Source organism: Streptomyces sp. MUSC 14 (assembly GCF_001866675.1).
Taxonomy (GTDB): domain Bacteria; phylum Actinomycetota; class Actinomycetes; order Streptomycetales; family Streptomycetaceae; genus Streptomyces.
In genome coordinates this window covers 166,124-187,972 of sequence record NZ_MLYN01000060.1, presented here as the reverse complement: position 1 = coordinate 187,972, position 21,849 = coordinate 166,124, and the positions used below count along the sequence as shown (strand labels likewise).

The following is a 21,849-nucleotide window of genomic DNA, read 5'->3' as shown; positions in this document are numbered from 1 at the left end:
CTACTGCCCGAGCATCCCGGTCCACAGCTCGGGGAAGTCCGGCAGGGTCTTGGCCGTCGTCGCCACGTTCTCGATCCGCACGCCCTCGACCGCGAGGCCGAGGATCGCGCCGGCGGTCGCCATGCGGTGGTCCTCGTAGGTGTGGAAGGTGCCGCCGTGCAGCGGGCGCGGGCGGATGTGCAGACCGTCGGCCGTCTCCGTGACGTCACCGCCGAGTTCGTTGATCTCCTTGGTGAGCGCGGCCAGCCGGTCCGTCTCGTGCAGCCGCAGATGGGCCACGCCCCGCAGGGTGGAGGGGGAGTCGGCGAGGGCGGCCACCGCGGCGATGCCGGGGGTCAGCTCGCCGACGTCACCGAGGTCCACGTCGATGCCGTGGATGGCACCCGAACCGGTGAACACCAGCCCGTAGTCGGTGAGTTCACAGGAACCGCCCATCTCGGTGAAGATCTCCCGCAGCCGGTCGCCGGGCTGCGTGGTCCGCTCCGGCCAGTCGGGGATCATCACCGTGCCGCCGGTGACCAGCGCCGCGGCGAGGAACGGCTGGGCGTTGGACAGGTCCGGCTCGACCGTCAGGTCCCGGCCGAGCAGCGCGCCCGGCGTCACCCGCCACACGTTCGGCTCGCCGCCGGACTCCGGGGTGTCCACCTGGGCGCCGACCGCGCGCAGCATGTCGACGGTCATCCGGATGTGCGGCATGGAGGGGAGCGTGCTCCCCGTGTGGCGGACCTCGACTCCCTGGTTGAAGCGCGGGCCGGAGAGCAGCAGGGCCGACACGAACTGGGACGAGGACGACGCGTCGATCGACACCGGACCGCCGTCCAGCGCCCCGCCGCCGTGCACGGTCAGCGGCAGCGCGCCCCGGCCGTCGTCGTCGATCCGGGCGCCGAGCACACGCAGCGCGTCGATCACGCCGTTCAGGGGGCGCTCGTACGAGCGGGGGTCGCCGTCGAACCGGATCGGGCCGTCGGCCAGCGCGGCGACCGGCGGCAGGAAACGCATCACCGTGCCGGCGTTGCCGACGTCGACGGTCGCCGGGCCGCGCAGGCCGCTCGGCACCACCCGCCAGGCCTCGCCGGTGCCGTCGGGGCCGACCCCCTCCTCGATCTCCACGCCCATGGCCCGCAGGGCGCCGGCCATCAGCAGGGTGTCGCGGGAGCGCAGCGGGCGGCGCAGCCAGCCGGGCTCGGAGGCGAGGGCGGCGAGGACGAGGGCGCGGTTGGTGACCGACTTGGACCCGGGCACGTGGACCGTCGCGTCGACGGCTCCGCTCGCGTGCGGGGCGGGCCAGAGTGCGGGAAGGGCGGTGTTCGGGGCCATGGGCCCACTTTATAAGGAGGGTCGGCGGTCAACCTTCCAGCAGCCAGCGTCCGCCGCCGAGCAGCGAGCACAGCGACACCGCGTGGAACAGGAACAGCCACAGCCCCGCCGGGACGTGCGTCAGCCGGGACAGCTGGTCCGCGTCCGAGTCCCCGGCGCCGCCGCGCATCCGTTTCGCCTGGAGTTCGAAGGGCGGGCGGACCCCGCCGAGCAGCAGGAACCACACCACCGCGTACGCGAAGGCGGCCTGCACCTGGGCGTCCGTCAGCCAGGACACCAGCACGAAGGCACCGCCGGCCAGGACCACGGTCAGCACGCCGTACGCGTTGCGGATCATCACCAGCATCACGAGCAGCAGGGCCGTGGCCAGCCACAGGAGCAGCGTGATGCGGCCGGCCGCCAGCAGCGCGGCGCCGCCGAGGCCCAGCAGCGAGGGCGCCGTGTACCCCGCCGCGGCCGTGAGGATCATGCCCAGCCCGTACGGCTTGCCCCGGCTGACCGTGAGGCCGCTGGTGTCGGAGTGCAGCCGGATGCCGGTGAGCTGCCGGCCGGTGAGCAGGGCGACCAGGCCGTGGCCGCCCTCGTGCGCGATGGTGACCGCGTTGCGCGATATGCGCCACACCGGGTGCGGGACGACGACGGCGAGCGCGGCGGCGAGCGTGGCGATCACCACCCACACGTCGGGGTCGGACTGGGTCCCGGAGAGCCGGTCCCAGAGACCGGCCAGCGAGGTGACGGCGAGGCTGTCCATAGGTCCGAGTGGCTCCCTGTCGTCGTGATCGAGAGGAGTCGGCGCGAAGCGCCGTCCTTGAGGGGTGGTGGTCGGGTGACGGGTGGGCCTGGCAGTGTGGCACGTATGTGCGGACGGTATGCGTCGAGTCGTAGGCCCGAGGATCTCGCAGGAGTCTTTGAGGTCGAGAAGTGGGAAGCAGAGGAGACCCTGGAGCCGGACTACAACGTGGCTCCGACCAAGGAGGTCCACGCCGTCCTCGACCGTCCCCTGAAAGACGCGGACTCCCCGCGCCCGGTTCGCCAGCTGCGCAGGCTGAGGTGGGGACTGGTGCCGTCCTGGGCCAAGACGCCCGAGGGCGGCGCCCGGATGATCAACGCGCGCGCGGAGACCGTGCACGAGAAGCCCTCCTTCCGCCGTGCCTTCGCCGCCCGGCGCTGCATCCTGCCCGCCGACGGCTACTACGAGTGGGTCACCGGGAAGGACGAGCGCGACCTGGAGGTCGAGGGGCGGAAGAAGCGGCCGCGCAAGCAGCCGTACTTCGTGCTGCCCGCCGACGGCTCGGTGTTCGCGATGGCCGGGCTGTACGAGTTCTGGCGCGACCGCACGCTGCCCGACGACCACGCCCAGGCCTGGTGGGTGACCTGCTCGGTGATCACCACGGAGGCCGAGCGGACCCCGCTGGCCGTGGCACCGGCGGACGGCCCGGGCACGCTCGCCGAGATCCACCCCCGGATGCCGCTGATGCTCACCCCGGACCGCTGGGACGCCTGGCTCGACCCGGCCCGCACCGACCCCGACGCCCTGCGCGAGCTGCTCGCCCCGCCCCCGCCCGGCCTGATGCGCGCCTACCCGGTCTCCACGGCCGTCAGCAACGTCCGCAACAACGGCCCGGAGCTGCTGAAGGAGCTTGAGGCGCCGGAAGAGGGCACACTCTTCTAGCGTGATCGAGATTGTCGAGACCGACGCCGGGACCGCACGCATCACCTGGCACAAGGCGAACAGACCCCGGCTCGTCCTCGCCGCGAGCCACGGTGCCGGCGGGGGCATCGAGGCCCGCGACCTCCAGGCGCTCGCCCGGGTGCTGCCCGCGCACGGGGTGACCGTGGCCCTCGTCGAGCAGCCCTGGCGGGTCGCGGGCAAGAAGGTCGCGCCCGCGCCGAGGACGCTGGACGCCGGGTGGCGCGGCATCTGGCCCGCACTCGCCGGGATGGAGCTCCCGGTGATCTCCGGCGGGCGCAGCGCCGGGGCGCGGGTCGCCTGCCGTACGGCGGGCGAGCTGGGCGCGCACGCCGTGCTCGCGCTGAGCTTTCCGCTGCACCCGCCGGGCAGGCCCGAGAAGTCCCGTGCGCAGGAGCTGCTCGGCACCGGGGTGCCCACGCTCGTCGTCCAGGGCGGCAACGACCCCTTCGGCCGGCCGGCGGAGTTCCCGGAGGGGCCGTACGAGCTGGTCGAGGTGGCGTACGGCGATCACGGGTTCGCGGTCCCCAAACGCGCCGACATCACGCAGGAGCGGGCCCTGGAGATCGTCACCGGCGGTGTCGTGGAGTGGGCCGCGTCACTCGGGTGACGGCAGGGAATGACTCGTGACGGGCCACTGTTGTGGCGGACAGAAGTGCTGAGGCCTCGGCACCGACGTCGTACGGAGAGGAAGTCCGCCGCATGGGTTCGACCATCTGCCCGGCCCGCAGCAGCAGCACTGACCTGGACTGGACGGTCCTGCACGCGGCCAAGACGACCCCTATTCGAGCGGCGGCAGGCACGGGTCGTGTTCTATCCTCCGAAACGAGTGGGACCGGACTCGGTCCCGCCCGGGATCTTGAGGAGGTGGGTCCGGTCACCGGTACCGACGCAGGGACCGACAACGGCCAGGCGGAGCAGCCCGAGGGCCGGGGCGTGAGCGCGGAGACGACCTCCGAGTCCAGCACGCAGCGCAGTGCGCGCTTCGAACGGGACGCGCTCGAATTCCTCGACCAGATGTACTCGGCCGCGCTGCGCATGACACGCAACCCGGCCGACGCCGAGGACCTGGTGCAGGAGACGTACGCCAAGGCGTACGCGTCCTTCCACCAGTTCCGCGAGGGCACCAACCTCAAGGCGTGGCTGTACCGGATCCTCACCAACACGTTCATCAACTCCTACCGCAAGAAGCAGCGCGAGCCGCAGCGCTCGGCGGCGGAGGAGATCGAGGACTGGCAGCTGGCCCGCGCCGAGTCGCACATGTCGACGGGTCTGCGCTCCGCCGAGTCGCAGGCGCTCGACCACCTGCCCGACTCGGACGTGAAGGAAGCGCTGCAGGCGATCCCCGAGGAGTTCCGCATCGCCGTCTATCTCGCGGACGTCGAGGGCTTTGCGTACAAGGAGATCGCGGACATCATGGGGACACCCATCGGTACGGTGATGTCCCGGCTGCACCGGGGCCGCCGTCAGCTGCGCGGCATGCTGGAGGACTACGCCCGTGAACGCGGGCTCGTCCCGGCGGGCGCCGGAGAGTCGAACGAAGCGAAAGGCTCGGGCTCATGAGCTGCGGAGAGCCGCACGAGACGGACTGCAGTGAGGTCCTCGACCATCTGTACGAGTTCCTCGACAGCGAGATGCCGGACGTCGACCGCGACAAGTTCCAGCACCACTTCGAGGAATGCTCTCCGTGCCTGGAGAAGTACGGCCTGGAGCAGGCCGTGAAGAAGCTGGTCAAGCGGTGCTGCGGGCATGACGACGTGCCCGCCGACCTGCGGGCCAAGGTCATGGGGCGGATCGACCTGATCCGCTCCGGCCACACCGTGCCGGAGCACGACGTCACCGCCGCCGGCCCGGAGAGCTGACCGCCGGGCCATCACCCGAACGTGCTAATCCTCAGGTCATAAGCCCCCTGCCCCCGGTTCCCGCCCTAGGCTCAAGCCTGGGGCAGGCGTGGTCGGGGAGGGGCGCGATGGAGGCGGTTCCAGCGAGAGCACGCGGCTTTGTGGCCGCCGTCGCCGTGCTGGTACTGCCCTGCCTGCTGCCCCTGCCGACGGTACGCACGCCCTGGTGGGCGCTCGCCCTGCTCTGTGCGCTCTACGCCGGCTGCGAGTACGTCGTACGGCGCCGCTTCGGCGGCACCTTCCACCCCGTCCTGCTCGCCGCCGCGTTCCTGCTGCCGCCCCCGGCCGCCGCGCTCGTGCCGCTGCCCGCCGCGCTGCTCTGCCCCGTCGAGCAGCGGCCCGCCCTGCTGCGCCGGGTGTGGCGGGCCGCGCAGCCCGCGCTCGCCGTATGGGGCGCCGCCACGGTGCACTGGACGCTCGGCGGCCGGGACGCCGTCGTCACCTCCGACTTCCCCTACGCGCTGCTGCCCGCCGGTGCGGCCGTCCTCGCCTTCTGCCTGATCCTCACCGCCCTCGACGGCGCCATCCTGGCGGTCGCCGAGCGTGTGCCGCTGCGCCGCGCCTGGCGCGGGCTGCTGTCGCGCTCCCTCGCACCGGTCGCGGTGCAGGGGCTCGCCGGACTGATGATGGCCGTGCTGTGGCGCAGCCCGTACGGCCCGGTCGCCGCCCTGCTCGTGCTGCTCCCGATGTACGTCTCCTGGTGGGTCTTCGCCCAGTACCACCGCGAACGCGCCGCCCACCAGGCCACCATCCGCGCCCTCGTGCAGGCCGTCGACATCAAGGACGGCTACACCCGCGGCCACAGCGAACGCGTCGGCCAGGCCTCCGTACTGATCGCCCGCGAACTCGGCATGGACGACGAGCGCATCGAGGTGCTGCGCTTCGCCGGCATCCTGCACGACGTCGGCAAGCTCGGCGTCCCCACCCGCCTGCTGCGCAAGGAGGGCCCGCTGACCCCGGAGGAACGCCGCGTCATCGAACTGCACCCCGAGTACGGACACGAGATGGTCCGCGGGATCTCCTTTCTCGGCGAGGCCCGTGCCGCGATCCTGCACCACCACGAACGCCTCGACGGCAGCGGCTACCCCTACGGCCTGGCCGGCGACCGGATCCCCGAGGCCGCCCGGGTCGTCGCCGTCGCCGACGCCTTCGACGCGATGACCTCCACCCGCTCCTACAGCCGGGCCCGGCCCGTCGAGACGGCCCTCGTCGAGCTGGAGCGCTGCGCGGGCGCCCAGTTCGACCCCCGGATGGTCGGCGCGCTGGTCCGCGCCCTGCGCCGGCACGGCTGGCATCCCGCGGTCACCGCCGACGAGCCGCACGCGCCGGTGCGGGCGGTGGCCGGCGGGGGGACGCTCCGGTGACCGGCCTGCGGCTGATCCACGGCGCGGCCGCCCTCACCGCGGCGGGGTCCCTCGCCGTCACCCTGGGCACCGGCCTCACGGACCGGGGGATCGCGCTCGCCTTCGGGGTGCTCATAGCCGTCGGTGAACTGAACCGGTGGAGCGACGCCCAGGCCCGCCAGGTCGCGCCGCTCGCCGCCGCCGGCTCCCTGGCGTACGCCCTGCTCGGCGCCGACGCCGGCCGGCCCACCGCACATCGCGCCGCCCAGGTCGTCACCGTCGTCCTGGTCGCGACCGTGCTCGGCGCCGTCCCCCACATCTGGTGCGGCCGCACCCCCACCCTCGACCATCTCGCCCGCCGCGTCCTCACCGTCGGCTTCGCCGCCGTCTGCTTCCAACCCCTGTACGACCAGGGCCTGTTCGCCTCCTGGGCCGGTCCCGTCTACGCCCTGCTGCTGATCGCCCTGCTCTGCCTGACCGGCCTGTGCGACGCCGTGCTCGCCGCCGCCCTCGCCCACGCCCGCACCCGCTGGCCGTTCGGCCCGCTGCTGCGCGAGCAGCTGCGCGGGCTGCTCGGCATCGGCTCCGCCGTGGGCGCCACCGGCGCCGTGATGGCACTCGCGGTCGCCGTGGTCGGACTGTGGGCACTGCCCGTGTTCTGCCTGCCCCTGCTGCTCACCCAGCTCTCCGTCCGCCGCTACGCCGCCGTGCGGGCCACCTACCGGCAGACCATCGCCTCCCTCGCCCGCGCCACCGAGATCGCCGCCTGCACCCCCGCGGGCCACGCCCGCCGGGTCGCCGCGCTCGGCCTCGCCGTCGGCCGCGACCTCGGGATGGCCGAGGGCGAACTGACCGTTCTGGAGTACGCGGCCCTGATGCACGACATCGGGCAGCTCAGCCTCGTCGACCCGGTCCCGGCCGGCGCCACCGCCGGACTGCCGCCCGCCGAGCAGCGGCGCATCGCGCTGCTCGGCGGGGCCGTCGTCCGGCAGACCGGGGTGGACGCGGCGGTCGCCGTCGTGGTCGAGCGGCAGGCCGACCCCTGCCGGGACCAGCCCCTCGCGGCGCGGATCGTCCGGGCCGTGAACGCCTACGAGGAGAAGTCCCGGGACGCCGGCCCCGAGGGTCCCCTGCGGGCGCTGGAGGAACTGCGGCTCGCCGCCGCCGGGGACTACGCCCCCGAGGTCGTCGAGTCCCTCGCCCGGGTGCTGGCCCGGCCGCGCGGCTGGCGGGAGACCGCTCCGGCGCGGGACGACGGGAGACGTACGGCACTGTCTGACTCCGTGCGCGGCTGGGTAACCCATGGGTAATGAGCGCCTTCCCCATCGCACGTGGTTGGATGCGAGGGAGAGGGTGTCCGGGGGCACAAGCCAGCCCACTGTGCGGAACTGGAACTGGCAGGCGGGAATCGTGAGGATCTTCGGCAAGGGACGGCACCGGCCCTCCGCCTCCTGGCGGCAGGCCACCGACCGCGCGTTCACGCTCATCGGCGACGGCCGCTACGAGGATGCGGGCGAACTGCTGACACGGGCCGCCGACCTGGAGCCCTGGCTGTCGGAGTCCTGGTTCAACCTCGCCCTGCTGCACAAGTTCCGGCACGACTGGGAGCAGGCCCGCGCGGCCGGGCTGCGCGCCGTCGCCCTGCTCGACCGGGAGACCGGCACGCCCGACTGGTGGAACGTCGGCATCGCCGCGACCGCCCTCCAGGACTGGCCGCTGGCCCGCCGCGCCTGGCAGGCGTACGGGCTGAAGGTGCCCGGCGGCGCCGCCGTGGCCGGCGAGCCGGTCGGCATGGAGCTGGGCAGCGCGGCCGTACGGCTCTCCCCGGAGGGCGAGGCCGAGGTGGTGTGGGGCCGCCGGCTGGATCCGGCCCGCCTTGAGGTCCTCTCCATCCCGCTTCCCTCGTCCGGGCGACGCTGGGGCGAGGTCGTGCTGCACGACGGCGTCCCGCACGGCGAGCGCACGACGTCCGCCGGCCACTCCTACCCGGTCTTCGACGAGATCGAGCTGTGGGCGCCCTCGCCCGTGCCGACCTGGGTGGTCCTGCTGGAGGCGGCCACGGAGGCGGACCGGGACGCGCTGGAGCAGCTGGCCGCCGACGCGGGGTTCGCGGCGGAGGACTGGTCCTCCTCGGTGCGGCTGCTGTGCCGGATGTGCTCGGAGTCGCGGATGCCGTCGGACGAGGGCGAGGGCGAGCATCTGGATCCGCACGACCACAGCGAGCCCGGTCACCCCGGCCCGCTGGGGCACCGCACGGACGGGCAGCTGTGGGTGCCGGAGCGGGAGTGCGGGGTGGCCGCGCCGGCTTCGCTGGTCCGCGGACTGCTGGACGGATGGGTCGCGGACAGCCCGGACTCGCGGGACTGGCGGGACCTCGAAGAGGTTTGCTGAGCGGCCGGTGAGCTGTCGCCTTTAGGCTGTACTCGACTCTTTTGAAGGTTTTGCAGGAAGGCATACGTCGGTCATGGCGCAGCAGGACACCGATCAGCAGCACGCGGGCGTGCTCCCCGTCGACGACGAGGGGTACATCGTCGACACGGAGGACTGCGAGGAGCGCGAGCAGGCCTGGCGTGAGCGCGGCACCTCGCGGCCGATCACGGTCGTCGGCAACCCGGTGCTGCACAAGGAGTGCCGGGACGTCACCGAGTTCGGCGCGGAGCTGGCGCAGCTGGCCGCCGACATGTTCGCCAGCCAGCGCACCGCCGAGGGCGTGGGCCTGGCCGCCAACCAGATCGGTGTCGACCTGAAGGTCTTCGTCTACGACTGCCAGGACGACGAGGGCAACCGGCACGTCGGCGTGGTCTGCAACCCGAAGCTGGCCGAGCTGCCCGCCGAGAAGCGCCTGCTGGACGACAACAACGAGGGCTGCCTGTCCGTGCCGGGTGCGTACGCGCCGCTCGCGCGTCCGGACTACGCCGAGGTGACGGGCCAGGACGTCGCGGGCAACGCGATCAAGGTCCGTGGCACCGGCTACTTCGCACGGTGTTTGCAGCACGAGACCGACCACCTCTACGGCTACCTCTACATCGACCGGCTGTCCAAGCGGGAGCGCAAGGACGTCATGCGGCAGATGGCCGAGAACGAGCCACGCTACCCGGTCGTCGCCAACGACTAGCGGGCGCGGGGCCTCGGGCGCCCGGTCGGGACCACTCCCGGCCGGGCGCCCTTCGCATGGGCTCCGTCGCTCATCCGTGCGTCGCACAACCGATCGCTTCCGGCTCTCTCGTGATCCCTAATCAGTCATACATGGGGGGATTCTCGGCACCTTGGGGTAGTGAGTGGAGCAAATCCGTTCCCATGACGGTCAGTTGTGGTGCTGAATGGGAACTGCGGGGATACGCAACGGCGCACGCCCGGCATGACGGGAGGAGCGTGCGCTCCTGGCGGCTGAGAGGGGTTTGTTCGTGCAAGCTTTCCCACACAGCACCACAGCGACACCTACGGCGGTCGTAGTGCCACCCTCACTGGCACTCCCGGTGATCGAGTCCGCCTTTCCCCGGCAACTGCATCCGTATTGGCCGCGGCTTCAGGAGAAGACCCGCCTGTGGCTGCTCGAAAAGCGGCTCATGCCCGCGGGCAAGGTGCAGGAATATGCCGATGGACTGTGCTACACCGACCTGATGGCGGGCTTCTACGTGAACGCCTCCGACCAGGTCCTGCAAGCCATCGCCGACTACAGCGCGTGGTTCTTCATCTGGGACGACCGCCACGACCGCTGCATCGTGCACGGCCGGGCGGGCGACTGGCGGCGGCTGAGGAACCGCCTGCACGCGGCCCTCGACGCACCCAGGCATCATCTGCACCACCCGGACCCGCTGGTCTCGGGGTTCGCGGACAGCGTGCAGCGGCTGTACGGCTTCCTGCCGCGCACCTGGAACCAGCGGTTCGCCCGGCACTTCCACTCGGTGATCGAGGCCTACGACCGTGAATTCCGCAACCGCACCGAGGGATACATACCCGGCGTCGAGGAATACCTCGCCCTGCGCCGGCACACCTTCGCCCACTGGATATGGACGGACCTGCTCGAACCCAGCGCCGGACGTGAACTCCCGGACGCCGTGCGGAAAAACCCGGCCTATCGCCGGGCCGCGCTGCTGACCCAGGAATTCGCCGCCTGGTACAACGACCTGTGCTCGCTGCCGAAAGAAATAGCGGGGGATGAGGTCCACAATCTCGGAATCAGTCTCATCACCCATGAGGGACTGACTCTCGAAGAAGCCGTGGACGAGGTCAGGCGGCGCGTCGAGAAATGCCTCCAGGAATTCCTGGAGGCTGAACAGGAGGCACTGCGCTTCGCCGACGCAATTGCCGACGGCACTGCCCCCGGATTGGGTGCCGGCGGCAAAGAACTGAGCACCGCGGTGCGCGGCTGTGTCGGCAATATGCGGAACTGGTTCAGCTCCGTCTACTGGTTCCACCACGAGTCCGGCCGGTACATGGTCGACAGCTGGGACGACCGGTCCACGCCCCCGTACGTGACGAACGAAACGGCAGGTGAGAAATGACCGTCGAGTCTGTGAGGCCCGTGACCTCCGAGACGGCCGAACCGCGCGAGGCGCCCCTGGCGGGCGGCGCCGTGCCGGGTCTCGGGCACGGCCTGAAGCTGGTCCGCGACCCGCTCGCCTTCATGGCGGGCCTGCGCGACCACGGCGACGTCGTACGCCTCAAGCTCGGTCCCAAGACGGTGTACGCCGTCACCACGCCGGCCCTCACCGGCGCCCTCGCGCTCAGCCCCGACTTCAAGATCGACGGTCCGCTGTGGGAGTCCCTCGAAGGGCTGCTCGGCAAGGAGGGCGTGGCCACCGCCAACGGGCCCACGCACCGGCGCCAGCGGCGCACCATCCAGCCCGCATTCCGGCTGGACGCCATCCCGAACTACGGGCCGATCATGGAGGAGGAGGCGCACGCGCTGACCGAGCGCTGGCAGCCCGGCCGGACCGTCGAGTGCACCTCCGAGTCCTTCCGCGTCGCCGTGCGCATCGCCGCCCGCTGCCTGCTGCGCGGCGAGTACATGGACGAGCGCGCCGAGCGGCTCAGCGTCGACCTCGCCACCGTCTTCCGGGGCATGTACCGCAGGATGGTCGTCCCGCTCGGACCGCTCTACCGGCTGCCGTTTCCGGCCAACCGCCAATTCAACCGAGCCTTGGCCGATTTGCATCTTCTCGTGGACGAGATCGTCGCCGAGCGGAGGGCAAGTGGTCAAAGTCCGGACGATTTGCTGACGGCATTGCTGGAAGCGAAGGACGACAATGGCGACCCCATCGGGGAACAGGAGATCCACGACCAGGTCGTCGCGATACTCACCCCGGGCAGCGAAACAGTGGCGTCCACGATCATGTGGCTGCTCCAAGTCCTCGCGGAACACCCGGAACACGCCGAGAAGGTACGGACCGAGGTCGAAACCGTGACCGGCGGCCGACCCGTCGCATTCGAGCACGTCCGCTCACTCACCCACACCAACAATGTCGTCGTCGAGGCGATGCGGCTCAGGCCGGCCGTTTGGATATTGACGCGGCGGGCGGTGACCGAAACCTCACTCGGCGGCTATCGCATTCCGGCCGGGGCGGACATCGTCTACAGCCCCTACGCGATCCAGCGGGACACCCGTTCCTACGACCGCCACCTCGACTTCGACCCCGACCGGTGGCTGCCGGAGCGGGCCAAGGAGGTTCCGAAGCACGCGATGAGCCCGTTCAGCACGGGCAACCGCAAGTGCCCGAGCGACCACTTCTCCATGACCCAGCTGACCCTGATCACGGCGGCGATCTCCGCGAAGTACCGCTTCGAGCAGGTCACGGGGTCGAACGACGCCACCCGCGTGGGCATCACGCTGCGCCCGCACGACCTGCTGCTGAAACCTGTGGAGTGGTGAGGTGACGGATACGCCCTGATACCGGCGCGCGCTCACGCGGCGTGAGGGCCGCGGAACGTGCGCCGGTAGGCGTTCGGCGTGGTGCCGAGCGCCCGCACGAACTGGTGACGCAGCGCAGCCGCCGTACCGAACCCGGTGCGCCAGGCGATCGCGTCCACGGTCTCGTCGGTACCCTCCAGCAACTCCTGTGCGCGCAGCACCCGTTGACGCAGGATCCACCGGTACGGCGTGGTCCCGGTCTCCTGCTGGAAGCGGCGGGCGAAGGTGCGCGGCGACATGTGCGCGCGGGCGGCGAGCTGCTCGACGGTCACCTCCGCGTCGAGGTGTTCCTCCATCCACACCAGCACCTCGCCGACGGTGTCGCACGAGCCCCTCGGCAGCGGCCGCTCGATGTACTGGGCCTGCCCGCCGTCCCGGTGCGGGGGCACGACCATCCGCCGGGCGATCTTGTTGGCGACCTCGGTCCCCTGTTCCTTGCGCACGATGTGCAGACAGGCGTCGATGCCGGCGGCCGTACCGGCGGACGTGATCACCGGATCATCGTCCACGTACAGCACGTCCTGCTCGACGGCGATCCGCGGATAGCGCCGGGCGAGCTGCTCGGCGTGATGCCAGTGCACCGCGCACCGCCGGTCCTCCAGCAGCCCCGCCGCGGCCAGCAGGAACACTCCGGAACACACGCTCAGCACCCGGGCACCCCGCCCGACGGCCCGGCGCAGGGCAGCCAGCAGCTCCTCGGGATACGCCCGCTCGGCATAGGCGTTCCCGGCCGGTACGGCGATGAGGTCGGCCTCTTCGAGCCGCTCCAGCCCGTACGGCGTGGACACGGTGAAGCCGCAGTGGGTGCCGAGCGTCGGCCCCTCGGCGGAGACGACGGCGAAGTCGTAGACGGGCAGTCCCTCCTCGCTGCGGTCGATGCCGAACACCTCGCACACGACGCCCAGCTCGAAGGGGTGCACCCCGTCCAGCAGCACGGCGGCCACGTTCTTCAGCATGCTGCCAGTGTGCCTCGCGGACCCCTCGCCGATACAGAGAACGGTGGCAGTAATTCGAAGGTCTACGGCAGTCCTGCCACTGCCGGCCAGGAGCGTCCCGGACGACAGTGGTGTGCATGACCGGAAACCAGATGCAGGGCCTGATCGGAATGGCCGCCACCTTCGGCATCCTGCTCCTCATGGTCCTGCCCTCCGCGGTCGGCGCGGTGCGCGAGTGGCGCATCGACCGACAGCTCGGGCAGGCCCAGGAGGGGCGTACGCGACAGGAGACTCAGAAATCCTCGTCCAGGTCGACGGTGCCCTCCACCGCGACCTGGTACGCCGACGGGCGGCGCTCGAAGAAGTTCGTCAGCTCCTGAACGCCCTGGAGCTCCATGAAGGAGAAGGGGTTCTCCGAGCCGTACACCGGGGCGAAGCCGAGGCGCGTGAGGCGCTGGTCGGCGACGCACTCCAGGTACTGGCGCATCGACTCGGTGTTCATGCCCGGCAGGCCGTCACCGCACAGGTCGCGGGCGAACTGCAGCTCGGCCTCGACCGCCTCCGCCAGCATGTCGGTGACCTGCTGCTGGAGCTGGTCGTCGAAGAGGTCCGGCTCCTCCTTGCGGACGGTGTCGACCACGTCGAAGGCGAAGGACATGTGCATGGTCTCGTCGCGGAACACCCAGTTGGTGCCCGTGGCGAGGCCGTGCAGCAGACCCCGGCTGCGGAACCAGTAGACGTACGCGAAGGCGCCGTAGAAGAACAGGCCCTCGATGCACGCGGCGAAGCAGATCAGGTTCAGCAGGAAGCGCCGGCGGTCGGCCTTCGACTCCAGCCGGTCCAGCTTCTCCACCTCGTCGATCCACGTGAAGCAGAACTGCGCCTTCTCGCGGATGGAGGGGATGTTCTCGACGGCCGCGAAGGCCGCCGCCCGGTCGTCCGGGTCGGGCAGGTAGGTGTCCAGCAGCGTCAGATAGAACTGGACGTGCACGGCCTCCTCGAAGAGCTGACGGCTCAGGTAGAGCCGCGCCTCGGGGGAGTTGATGTGCTTGTACAGCGTCAGCACCAGGTTGTTCGCGACGATCGAGTCGCCCGTCGCGAAGAAGGCCACCAGCCGGCCGATGAGGTGCTGCTCCTCGGGCGTCAGCTTCGCGAGGTCGGCGACGTCCGAGTGGAGGTCGACCTCCTCCACGGTCCAGGTGTTCTTGATCGCGTCCCGGTAGCGCTCGTAGAAGTCCGGGTAGCGCATCGGACGCAGCGTCAGTTCGAAGCCCGGGTCGAGCAGGTTCTTCTCGTGAGCGGGAGTGGTCATTACTGGCAGGCCTCGCAGGACTCGGGGTTTTCCAGGGAGCAGGCGACGGCGTCGGGGTCGGCGACCTGCTGGGCGGGGATGGTCTTCCGGGGCTGCGCCTGGGCCGCGCGGGCGATCCGGGTCGCCGGGCGGGAGCGCAGGTAGTACGTCGTCTTCAGGCCCGACTTCCAGGCGTACGCGTACATCGAGGAGAGTTTGCCGATGGTCGGCGTCTCCAGGAACAGGTTCAGGGACTGTGCCTGGTCCAGGAACGGGGTGCGGGCCGCCGCCATGTCGATCAGACCGCGCTGCGGGATCTCCCACGCGGTGCGGTACAGCGCGCGCACCTCCTCGGGGATCCACGCGAAGTCCTGCACCGAGCCGTTCGAGTCGCGCAGCGCCTCACGGGTGCGCGCGTCCCACACGCCCAGGTTTTTCAGGTCCTGCACCAGGTACGAGTTGACCTGGAGGAACTCACCCGACAGCGTCTCGCGCTTGAACAGGTTCGACACCTGCGGCTCGATGCACTCGTACACGCCCGCGATGGAGGCGATGGTGGCCGTCGGGGCGATCGCGAGGAGCAGCGAGTTGCGCAGCCCGACGCCGGCGATCCGCCCGCGCAGCGCGTCCCAGCGCTCCGGCCAGGTCAGCTCGGCGTCGTAGTGGTCCGGGTGCAGCACACCCTGGGCCGTGCGGGTCTTCTCCCAGGCCGGCAGCGGGCCGTTGCGCTCGGCGAGGTCGGCGGAGGCCTCGTAGGCGGCGAGCATGATCCGCTCGGCGATCCGCGTCGAGAGGGCCTTGGCCTCGGCGGAGTCGAAGGGCAGGCGCAGCTTGAAGAAGACGTCCTGGAGGCCCATCGCGCCGAGACCGACCGGACGCCACTTGGCGTTGGAGCGGCCCGCCTGCTCGGTCGGGTAGAAGTTGATGTCCACGACCCGGTCGAGGAAGGTCACGGCCGTGCGGACGGTCTCGTCCAGCCGCTCCCAGTCGATGTCACCGCTCGCCGTGTCGACAAAGGCACCCAGGTTCACCGAACCCAGGTTGCAGACCGCCGTCTCGCCGTCGTCCGTGACCTCCAGGATCTCCGTGCAGAGATTGGAGGAGTGGACCACGTGCCCCGGCAGGGCGGTCTGGTTGGCGGTGCGGTTGGCGGCGTCCTTGAAGGTCATCCAGCCGTTGCCGGTCTGCGCGAGGGTACGCATCATGCGGCCGTACAGCTCACGGGCCGGGATGGTCTTCTTCGCGAGGCCCGCCTGCTCGGCCTTGCGGTACGCGGCGTCGAACTCCTCGCCCCACAGGTCCACCAGCTCCGGCACGTCGGCGGGAGAGAACAGCGACCAGGACGCGTCCGCGTTGACCCGGCGCATGAACTCGTCCGGGATCCAGTGCGCGAGGTTCAGGTTGTGCGTACGGCGAGCGTCCTCACCGGTGTTGTCCCGCAGCTCCAGGAACTCCTCGATGTCGGAGTGCCAGGTCTCCAGGTAGACCGCGGCCGCGCCCTTGCGCCGGCCGCCCTGGTTCACGGCGGCCACCGAGGCGTCCAGCGTCTTCAGGAACGGCACGATGCCGTTGGAGTGCCCGTTGGTGCCGCGGATCAGCGAACCGCGGCTGCGGATGCGGGAGTACGACAGCCCGATGCCGCCGGCGTGCTTGGAGAGCCGGGCCACCTGGTGGTAGCGGTCGTAGATCGAGTCCAGCTCGTCCAGCGGGGAGTCGAGGAGGTAGCAGGACGACATCTGGGGGTGTCGCGTGCCGGAGTTGAACAGCGTGGGGGAGGAGGGCAGGTAGTCGAGGCGGCTCATGAGTCCGTAGAGCGCGGCGACTTCGTCCAGCGCGCGGACGCTGTCGTCCTCGGCGAGTCCGCTCGCGACCCGGAGCATGAAGTGCTGGGGGGTCTCGATGACCCGGCGGGTGATCGGGTGGCGCAGCAGGTAGCGGCTGTGCAGGGTGCGCAGGCCGAAGTAGCCGAAGCGGTCGTCGCCCTGCACGTCGACCAGGGCGTCGAGGCGGGCCGCGTGCAGCCGCGCGAACTCGGCGGTGCGGTCGGCGATGAGGCCCTCGCGGTGACCGACGGCCACGGACTCGGTGAAGGACGTCACCCCCTGCGAGGCGGCCTCGGCGCGGATGGAGAGGGTCAGCAGCCGGGCGGCCAGCCGCGAGTAGGCGGGGTCCTCGGAGATGAGCCCGGCGGCGGACTCCGTGGCCAGTTCGCGCAACTCCGACTCGTCGGCCCGCGCCGACCGGCCGCGCAGCGCGGCGGCGGCGACCCGGCCGGGGTCGGCGTCGGGGAGGTCGGCGGTCAGCTCGGTCAGGGTACGCAGCAGCGCGGTACCGGGACCGTCGGTGTCCAGACCGCCTGCTGAAGCCGGATCTGCGGGCGCGATGGTCACGTGGGGCTCTCCCTCGCTCGGCACGGGGGCCTTGCGGAGGGCAGGGGGCAGCCACGAGCGCGCACGCGTCGCGTCCACCGGCCCATTCCACGAGGCCCGGACGTCGGAAGGCACCCGGGCCGGGCGGCCGGGCGCACGCTGCCGACAGGTCCTCGGACTGACTCCTGGGCGCGGATGCGCACAAGTACACCGTTGCGGGACAGTTCCGGATTCGCACCGGATTCCCCTGCGACGACAGCGAGGATGAGCATACATCTAGTGCCGGGCTGTCGTGACACCCCCAGATGTTGTGTCTGTTGTGTGTTGCGCTGGCTTCAGAGCGTCAACTTGTGTATGACGGGGGACATGCGGAACGGGCCGCCGTGGTGCGTGGTGCTGGCGGCCCGCTGCGGGGTGTGTACGGGAGGCTTCAGGGTGTACTTCAGTGGGCGACGCCCGCCAGTTCTGCCTCGACGCCCGGGTCGCCCGCGTCCGCCGTGTAGTCCTCCGGGCGGGTCTCGTCCAGGCCCTCGGGGGCCTTTACGGCCTTCAGGACGAGGGTGAGGACCACGGTGACGGCCACGTTCAGCACGAACGCCGTCATGCCGATGTAGCCGATCTCGCCGATACCGGGGATCTCCTTCGCCGAGCCGCCGAAGTGCTTCTGGGTCGGGGAGGCGACGCCGTACGCGGCGACCGTGCCGTAGATCATGCCGACCGCCCAGCCGGCGAGCAGCGCCCAGCGGTGGAACCAGCGGGTGAACAGCCCGCCGACCAGGGCCGGGAAGGTCTGCAGGATCCAGATGCCGCCCAGCAGCTGGAAGTTGATGGCGACCGTCTTGTCCATGGTGAGGACGAAGACCAGGGCGCCGACCTTCACCAGCAGGGAGACCAGCTTGGAGACCTGGGCCTCCTGCTTCGGCGTGGCGTCCGGTTTGATGAAGTCCCGGTAGATGTTGCGGGTGAAGAGGTTCGCCGCCGCGATCGACATGATGGCCGCGGGCACGAGGGCGCCGATGCCGATGGCGGCGAAGGCCACGCCCGCGAACCAGCTCGGGAACATGTCCTCGAACAGCTGCGGAATCGCCAACTGCCCGTTGCTGACCTTGACTCCGGCCGCGATCGCCATGAAGCCCAGCAGGGCCAGCAGGCCGAGCATCAGGGAGTACAGCGGCAGGATCGTGGTGTTGCGGCGGATCACCTCGCGGCTCTTGGACGACAGGGTCGCGGTGATCGAGTGCGGGTACATGAACAGGGCCAGGGCCGAACCGAGGGCCAGCGTGGCGTACGTCCACTGGCCCGCCTCCGGGGGCGCGAGCGCGCCGCGCGGCTTGCCCGTCGCCGGGCTGACCTGGCTGAAGGCGTGACCGGCCTTGGCGAAGATGTCGTCGAAGCCGCCCAGCTTGATCGGGATGTAGATGATCGCCACCGCGATGACGAGGTAGATCAGGCCGTCCTTGACGAACGCGATCAGGGCGGGGGCGCGCAGCCCGGACGAGTAGGTGTAGGCCGCGAGCACACCGAAGGCGATCAGCAGCGGCAGGTCCCGGACGAACCAGTTGCCGCTGCTCTCCCCGCCGACGCCCATCACGTCCAGCACGGCCTGGATGCCGACGAGTTGGAGCGCGATGTACGGCATCGTGGCGAGGATGCCGGTCAGCGCCACCGCCAGCGACAGACTCTTGGAGCCGAACCGGCCGCGCACGAAGTCCGAGGTCGTCACGTAGCCGTGCTTGTGGGACACCGACCACAGGCGGGGCAGGAACGTGAAGATCAGCGGGTAGACGAGGATCGTGTACGGCACCGCGAAGAAGCCGGACGCGCCCGCCGCGTAGATCGCCGCCGGTACGGCGACGAAGGTGTACGCCGTGTACAGGTCACCGCCGAGCAGGAACCAGGTGATCCAGGTGCCGAACGACCGTCCGCCCAGGCCCCATTCGTCCAGCGAGTGCTCGTTCTCGGCCCGGCGCCAGCGTGCGGCGAGGAAGCCCATGACCGTGACGGCCACGAAGAAGAAGATGAAGACGCCGAGCGCGACGCCGTTGACGCCGTTGTTCACTTCGCCGCACCCCCCTGCTTGCCGGCACGGGCGCGCTGGTCACGCTGCCACAGCTGGTACGCCGTCATCGTGAGCGCCGTGGAGATCAGCACCCAGAGCATCTGGTACCAGTAGAAGAAGGGGATACCGATGAACGTGGGGTCGGTCTTGGCGTACGAGCCGACCCACAGCATCGCCACGAAGGGCGCGACGAGGCACACGCCGATGATCACGCGCACCGGCGTCACCACCGGCGGCCTCACTTCTGGTGCTTCGGACATGCCACCGATCTCCGTCCCCTCGCTGATCACCTGTGTAATGCGCAGGCAATCTAGGTGACGGTGTCACGGCAGTGGAAGACCTCGTCCGCATATCGGTATATCGATTCGGCGAACCTCCACCGTCCGTGACCCCGGCGGCAGTTACTCGACGGGCCGCTTCAGCCGCGCCACGAACTTGTAGCGGTCCCCGCGGTACACCGAGCGCACCCACTCCACCGGCTTGCCCTCGCGGTCCAGGGAATGGCGGGAGAGCATCAGCATGGGCAGGCCCACGTCGGTGCCCAGCAGACCTGCCTCGCGCGGGGTGGCCAGGGAGGTCTCGATGGTCTCCTCGGCCTCGGCGAGGTGGACGTCGTAGACCTCGGCCAGCGCGGTGTAGAGAGAGGTGTACTTCGCCAGGGAGCGGCGCAGGGCCGGGAAGCGCTTGGCGCTCAGATGCGTGGTCTCGATCGCCATCGGCTCGCCGTTGGCCATGCGCAGCCGCTCGATGCGCAGCACGCGCCCGCCGGCCGTGATGTCGAGCAGCCCGGCGAGCCGGTCGTCCGCCGTGATGTACCCGACGTCCAGCAGTTGCGAGGTGGGCTCCAGGCCCTGGGCGCGCATGTCCTCGGTGTAGGAGGTGAGCTGGAGCGCCTGGGAGACCTTGGGCTTGGCGACGAAGGTGCCCTTGCCCTGGATCCGCTCCAGCCGGCCCTCGACGACCAGTTCCTGAAGGGCCTGGCGGACGGTGGTGCGGGAGGTGTCGAACTCGGCAGCCAGCGTGCGCTCGGGCGGGACCGGAGTGCCCGGCGCCTGCGTCTCCGTCATGTCGAGCAGGTGCTTCTTCAAGCGGTAGTACTTGGGCACGCGTGCCGTACGGACGGTGGTGCCGGCCTCGTTCTCCGCACTGCTCACGTCGGTGCTCATGCCCTGCCTTCCCGGCTCCGGATGCCGAAAGCGACCGACTGGCATCGGCCACGGCTCACATCGTGGCACGGCTTCTTGTGTCCGGAGTCCACCCGCATGCCCCGCGATCTCCTCTGTATACCGTCCCACCCCTGGTTGGTCTAGTCCATCACCCGGCCCCGGGCCGCTAGATCCCCTGCCAGTCCGGCTTGTTGGCGTAGGTGTGCCGGAAGTAGTCGGCGAGCTTCAGCTTGGACGCGGCCGCCTCGTCGACCACCACCGTCGCGTGCGGGTGCAGCTGGAGCGCGGAGGCCGGGCAGACCGCGGCGACCGGGCCCTCGACGGTCGCGGCCACCGCGTCCGCCTTGCCCTCGCCGGTCGCGAGCAGCACCAGGTGCCGGGCCTCCAGGATGGTGCCGATGCCCTGGGTGATGACGTGGTGGGGGACCTGGCCGATGTCGCCGTCGAAGAAGCGGGCGTTGTCGACGCGGGTCTGCTCGGTCAGGGTCTTGATGCGGGTGCGCGAGGCGAGCGAGGAGCACGGCTCGTTGAAGCCGATGTGCCCGTCGGTGCCGATGCCGAGCAGCTGGAGGTCGACCCCGCCGGCCGTGGCGAGCGCGCGGTCGTACTCCGCGCAGGCCGCCTGGACGTCCGCGGCGGTGCCGTCGGGTCCGAGGAACGCGTCCATGCCGATGCCGAGCGGCTCCAGCACCTCGCGGCGCAGCACCGAGCGGTAGGACTCGGGGTGCTCGGCGAGCAGCCCCACGTACTCGTCGAGCTGGGCGATCCGGGCCCGCGAGGTGTCCACGGCACCGGAGCGCACCTTCGTGGCCAGTGCCTGATAGATGGGCAGCGGGGTGGAGCCGGTGGCCACGCCGAGCAGGGCGTCGGGCTTGCGTCGCAGCAGCTGCGCCATGGCCTCGGCGATCAGCTCGCCGCCCGCCGCGGCGTCCGGAACGATGACAACTTCCACGCTGGGCCTGCCGTTCTGAAGTGGGCTCTGTGCACCTCTATGTGGTTTAGACCAATCTAACAGAATCGCCGTACGACGGGGCGGGAAAGCAGGGCGGAAGCTCCGGGGAACGTGCGGTCAGGTGAGGGAGCCTCCCGTCGCGTCCAGCCAGTGGCCCGTCACCCAGCGGCCGTCCTCCGAGACCAGGAAGGCCACCACGTCGGCGATGTCCGCCGGCCGGCCCACTCCGCCCAGCGCCGCGTACGCCGCCGCGTTCGCCCATGCCTCGTCGCTCGCGCGCAGCCAGTCGGCGTTGACGTCGGTGTCCACGATGCCGGGCGCCACCGAGTTCACCGTGATCCCGCGGGGGCCGAGCACCTTGGACAGGTCCCGGGTGAAGACGTCCAGTGCGGCCTTCGTCATCGCGTAGGGGACGAGGTGGGGCATCAGGGCGGTCCGCGCGAGCCCCGACGATATGTTCACCACCCGCCCGCCGTCCCGCAGTCGGTCCACCCCGAGCTGCGTGAGGAAGAACGGCGCCTTCGCGTTCACCGCGAAGAGGCGGTCGTACTCCTCCTCGTCGATCTCCGCGAACGGGCGCGAGGTGCCGATGCCCGCGTTGTGCACGAGGATGTCCAGGCCGTTCGCGTGCCGGTCGAACTCCTCCCAGAGTCGCGCCGCGTCCCCCGGTGTGCCCAGCTCCGTCCTGATCGGGAACGCCGAGCCGCCGGCCGCCTCGATGGCCGCGACGGTCTCCTCGGCGGCCGCCTCGTCCCTCCCGTAGTGCACCACCACCCGGGCTCCGTCCTGCCCGAGCCGTTCGGCGATGCCCCGCCCGATGCCCCGGCTCGCCCCCGTCACCAGCGCCGTCTTTCCCGTGAGCACACCCATCCCCGCCACCCCTTCGCATTTCCCTAGTGGTCGCTACAGAAAAAC

Annotated in this window: 21 protein-coding genes and 1 riboswitch; of the genes, 11 read left to right on the top strand and 10 right to left on the bottom strand. The window is 70.7% G+C overall.

The annotated features are described in order from the left end of the window. Complete coding sequence (aroA, locus tag BIV25_RS35025; RefSeq protein WP_071376537.1) at nucleotides 1-1,317, bottom strand: 3-phosphoshikimate 1-carboxyvinyltransferase; 1,317 nt, start codon at nucleotides 1,315-1,317, stop codon at nucleotides 1-3. A gap of 28 nt (nucleotides 1,318-1,345) precedes the next feature. Next, a complete protein-coding gene (locus BIV25_RS35020) occupies nucleotides 1,346-2,068 on the bottom strand; it encodes a M50 family metallopeptidase (RefSeq protein ID WP_071376536.1) in 723 nt (240 codons plus the stop codon). Between the two features lie 105 nt (nucleotides 2,069-2,173). On the opposite strand from BIV25_RS35020, the gene BIV25_RS35015 reads away from it, so the two are divergent. The 10 genes from BIV25_RS35015 (at nucleotide 2,174) to BIV25_RS34970 (ending at nucleotide 12,123) form a co-directional block, all read left to right on the top strand. Continuing rightward, the gene (locus BIV25_RS35015; protein ID WP_071376535.1) at nucleotides 2,174-2,989 is read left to right on the top strand and encodes an SOS response-associated peptidase; all 816 of its coding nucleotides are present in this window, start codon (nucleotides 2,174-2,176) and stop codon (nucleotides 2,987-2,989) included. 1 nt (nucleotide 2,990) lies between these two features. Next, entirely contained in the window at nucleotides 2,991-3,617 is a 627-nt protein-coding gene (locus tag BIV25_RS35010; RefSeq protein ID WP_107486479.1) for an alpha/beta family hydrolase, read from the top strand. 257 nt (nucleotides 3,618-3,874) lie between these two features. Further along, entirely contained in the window at nucleotides 3,875-4,570 is a 696-nt protein-coding gene (sigR, locus tag BIV25_RS35005; protein WP_071376533.1) for an RNA polymerase sigma factor SigR, read from the top strand. After that, nucleotides 4,567-4,869: a mycothiol system anti-sigma-R factor gene (rsrA, locus tag BIV25_RS35000; protein WP_071376532.1), complete on the top strand. Its 303-nt coding sequence runs from the start codon at nucleotides 4,567-4,569 to the stop codon at nucleotides 4,867-4,869. The genes sigR and rsrA overlap by 4 nt, the downstream gene beginning before the upstream one ends. 107 nt (nucleotides 4,870-4,976) lie before the next feature. Further along, on the top strand, nucleotides 4,977-6,272 hold the full coding sequence (locus BIV25_RS34995; RefSeq protein WP_071376531.1) for an HD-GYP domain-containing protein: 1,296 nt from the start codon (nucleotides 4,977-4,979) through the stop codon (nucleotides 6,270-6,272). Beyond that, nucleotides 6,269-7,561 (top strand): HD-GYP domain-containing protein, encoded by a 1,293-nt coding sequence (locus BIV25_RS34990; protein ID WP_071376530.1) that lies wholly within the window; start codon nucleotides 6,269-6,271, stop codon nucleotides 7,559-7,561. The genes BIV25_RS34995 and BIV25_RS34990 overlap by 4 nt, the downstream gene beginning before the upstream one ends. Nucleotides 7,562-7,661: 100 nt before the next feature. Next, nucleotides 7,662-8,642 carry a hypothetical protein gene (locus BIV25_RS34985; protein ID WP_071376580.1) on the top strand — a complete coding sequence of 327 codons (981 nt, stop codon included), beginning with the start codon at nucleotides 7,662-7,664 and terminating at the stop codon, nucleotides 8,640-8,642. 73 nt (nucleotides 8,643-8,715) lie between these two features. Further along, nucleotides 8,716-9,366, top strand: a complete 651-nt coding sequence (def, locus tag BIV25_RS34980; protein ID WP_071376529.1) for a peptide deformylase — start codon at nucleotides 8,716-8,718, stop codon at nucleotides 9,364-9,366. A gap of 337 nt (nucleotides 9,367-9,703) precedes the next feature. Continuing rightward, a complete protein-coding gene (gene cyc1 / locus BIV25_RS34975; protein WP_371273100.1) occupies nucleotides 9,704-10,756 on the top strand; it encodes an epi-isozizaene synthase in 1,053 nt (350 codons plus the stop codon). Next, entirely contained in the window at nucleotides 10,753-12,123 is a 1,371-nt protein-coding gene (locus BIV25_RS34970; RefSeq protein ID WP_071376527.1) for a cytochrome P450, read from the top strand. Before cyc1 ends, BIV25_RS34970 begins: the two co-directional genes overlap by 4 nt. 32 nt (nucleotides 12,124-12,155) lie before the next feature. Here the strand turns inward: BIV25_RS34970 and BIV25_RS34965 are convergent, their stop codons facing one another. Continuing rightward, a complete protein-coding gene (locus BIV25_RS34965; RefSeq protein WP_071376526.1) occupies nucleotides 12,156-13,118 on the bottom strand; it encodes a GlxA family transcriptional regulator in 963 nt (320 codons plus the stop codon). 116 nt (nucleotides 13,119-13,234) lie between these two features. Here BIV25_RS34965 and BIV25_RS48105 point away from each other — a divergent pair, with 116 nt between their 5' ends. After that, entirely contained in the window at nucleotides 13,235-13,477 is a 243-nt protein-coding gene (locus BIV25_RS48105) for a hypothetical protein (protein WP_079177063.1), read from the top strand. Here the strand turns inward: BIV25_RS48105 and BIV25_RS34960 are convergent. The 7 genes from BIV25_RS34960 to BIV25_RS34930 all read right to left on the bottom strand — a co-directional run bounded on the left by BIV25_RS34960 (nucleotide 13,390) and on the right by BIV25_RS34930 (nucleotide 21,804). Beyond that, nucleotides 13,390-14,409: a ribonucleotide-diphosphate reductase subunit beta gene (locus BIV25_RS34960; RefSeq protein ID WP_071376525.1), complete on the bottom strand. Its 1,020-nt coding sequence runs from the start codon at nucleotides 14,407-14,409 to the stop codon at nucleotides 13,390-13,392. The two genes, BIV25_RS48105 and BIV25_RS34960, sit on opposite strands and share 88 nt — an antisense overlap. Continuing rightward, nucleotides 14,409-16,778: a ribonucleoside-diphosphate reductase subunit alpha gene (locus BIV25_RS34955; protein WP_071376524.1), complete on the bottom strand. Its 2,370-nt coding sequence runs from the start codon at nucleotides 16,776-16,778 to the stop codon at nucleotides 14,409-14,411. Before BIV25_RS34955 ends, BIV25_RS34960 begins: the two co-directional genes overlap by 1 nt. A 125-nt stretch (nucleotides 16,779-16,903) precedes the next feature. Further along, nucleotides 16,904-17,042: riboswitch (cobalamin riboswitch) on the bottom strand. 157 nt (nucleotides 17,043-17,199) lie between these two features. After that, nucleotides 17,200-18,816: a monocarboxylate uptake permease MctP gene (gene mctP / locus BIV25_RS34950; RefSeq protein WP_071376523.1), complete on the bottom strand. Its 1,617-nt coding sequence runs from the start codon at nucleotides 18,814-18,816 to the stop codon at nucleotides 17,200-17,202. Beyond that, nucleotides 18,813-19,076 carry a DUF3311 domain-containing protein gene (locus BIV25_RS34945; RefSeq protein WP_079177067.1) on the bottom strand — a complete coding sequence of 88 codons (264 nt, stop codon included), beginning with the start codon at nucleotides 19,074-19,076 and terminating at the stop codon, nucleotides 18,813-18,815. The genes mctP and BIV25_RS34945 overlap by 4 nt, the downstream gene beginning before the upstream one ends. Before the next feature lie 141 nt (nucleotides 19,077-19,217). Then, on the bottom strand, nucleotides 19,218-19,982 hold the full coding sequence (locus BIV25_RS34940) for a GntR family transcriptional regulator (RefSeq protein WP_071376521.1): 765 nt from the start codon (nucleotides 19,980-19,982) through the stop codon (nucleotides 19,218-19,220). 166 nt (nucleotides 19,983-20,148) lie between these two features. Continuing rightward, a complete protein-coding gene (gene nagB / locus BIV25_RS34935; RefSeq protein WP_071376520.1) occupies nucleotides 20,149-20,934 on the bottom strand; it encodes a glucosamine-6-phosphate deaminase in 786 nt (261 codons plus the stop codon). Between the two features lie 117 nt (nucleotides 20,935-21,051). After that, nucleotides 21,052-21,804, bottom strand: a complete 753-nt coding sequence (locus tag BIV25_RS34930) for an SDR family oxidoreductase (RefSeq protein ID WP_071376519.1) — start codon at nucleotides 21,802-21,804, stop codon at nucleotides 21,052-21,054. Nucleotides 21,805-21,849: the final 45 nt, after the last annotated feature.

Coding starts and splice junctions, on each gene's coding strand:
- BIV25_RS34970 (WP_071376527.1), top strand. CDS start 10,753: ATGACCGTCGAGTCTGTGAGGCCCGTGACCTCCGAGACGGCCGAACCG.
- BIV25_RS35015 (WP_071376535.1), top strand. CDS start 2,174: ATGTGCGGACGGTATGCGTCGAGTCGTAGGCCCGAGGATCTCGCAGGA.
- BIV25_RS34960 (WP_071376525.1), bottom strand. CDS start 14,409: ATGACCACTCCCGCTCACGAGAAGAACCTGCTCGACCCGGGCTTCGAA.
- BIV25_RS34940 (WP_071376521.1), bottom strand. CDS start 19,982: ATGAGCACCGACGTGAGCAGTGCGGAGAACGAGGCCGGCACCACCGTC.
- BIV25_RS35020 (WP_071376536.1), bottom strand. CDS start 2,068: ATGGACAGCCTCGCCGTCACCTCGCTGGCCGGTCTCTGGGACCGGCTC.
- BIV25_RS34965 (WP_071376526.1), bottom strand. CDS start 13,118: ATGCTGAAGAACGTGGCCGCCGTGCTGCTGGACGGGGTGCACCCCTTC.
- def (WP_071376529.1), top strand. CDS start 8,716: ATGGCGCAGCAGGACACCGATCAGCAGCACGCGGGCGTGCTCCCCGTC.
- BIV25_RS34930 (WP_071376519.1), bottom strand. CDS start 21,804: ATGGGTGTGCTCACGGGAAAGACGGCGCTGGTGACGGGGGCGAGCCGG.
- aroA (WP_071376537.1), bottom strand. CDS start 1,317: ATGGCCCCGAACACCGCCCTTCCCGCACTCTGGCCCGCCCCGCACGCG.
- rsrA (WP_071376532.1), top strand. CDS start 4,567: ATGAGCTGCGGAGAGCCGCACGAGACGGACTGCAGTGAGGTCCTCGAC.
- BIV25_RS48105 (WP_079177063.1), top strand. CDS start 13,235: ATGACCGGAAACCAGATGCAGGGCCTGATCGGAATGGCCGCCACCTTC.
- BIV25_RS34995 (WP_071376531.1), top strand. CDS start 4,977: ATGGAGGCGGTTCCAGCGAGAGCACGCGGCTTTGTGGCCGCCGTCGCC.
- BIV25_RS34945 (WP_079177067.1), bottom strand. CDS start 19,076: ATGTCCGAAGCACCAGAAGTGAGGCCGCCGGTGGTGACGCCGGTGCGC.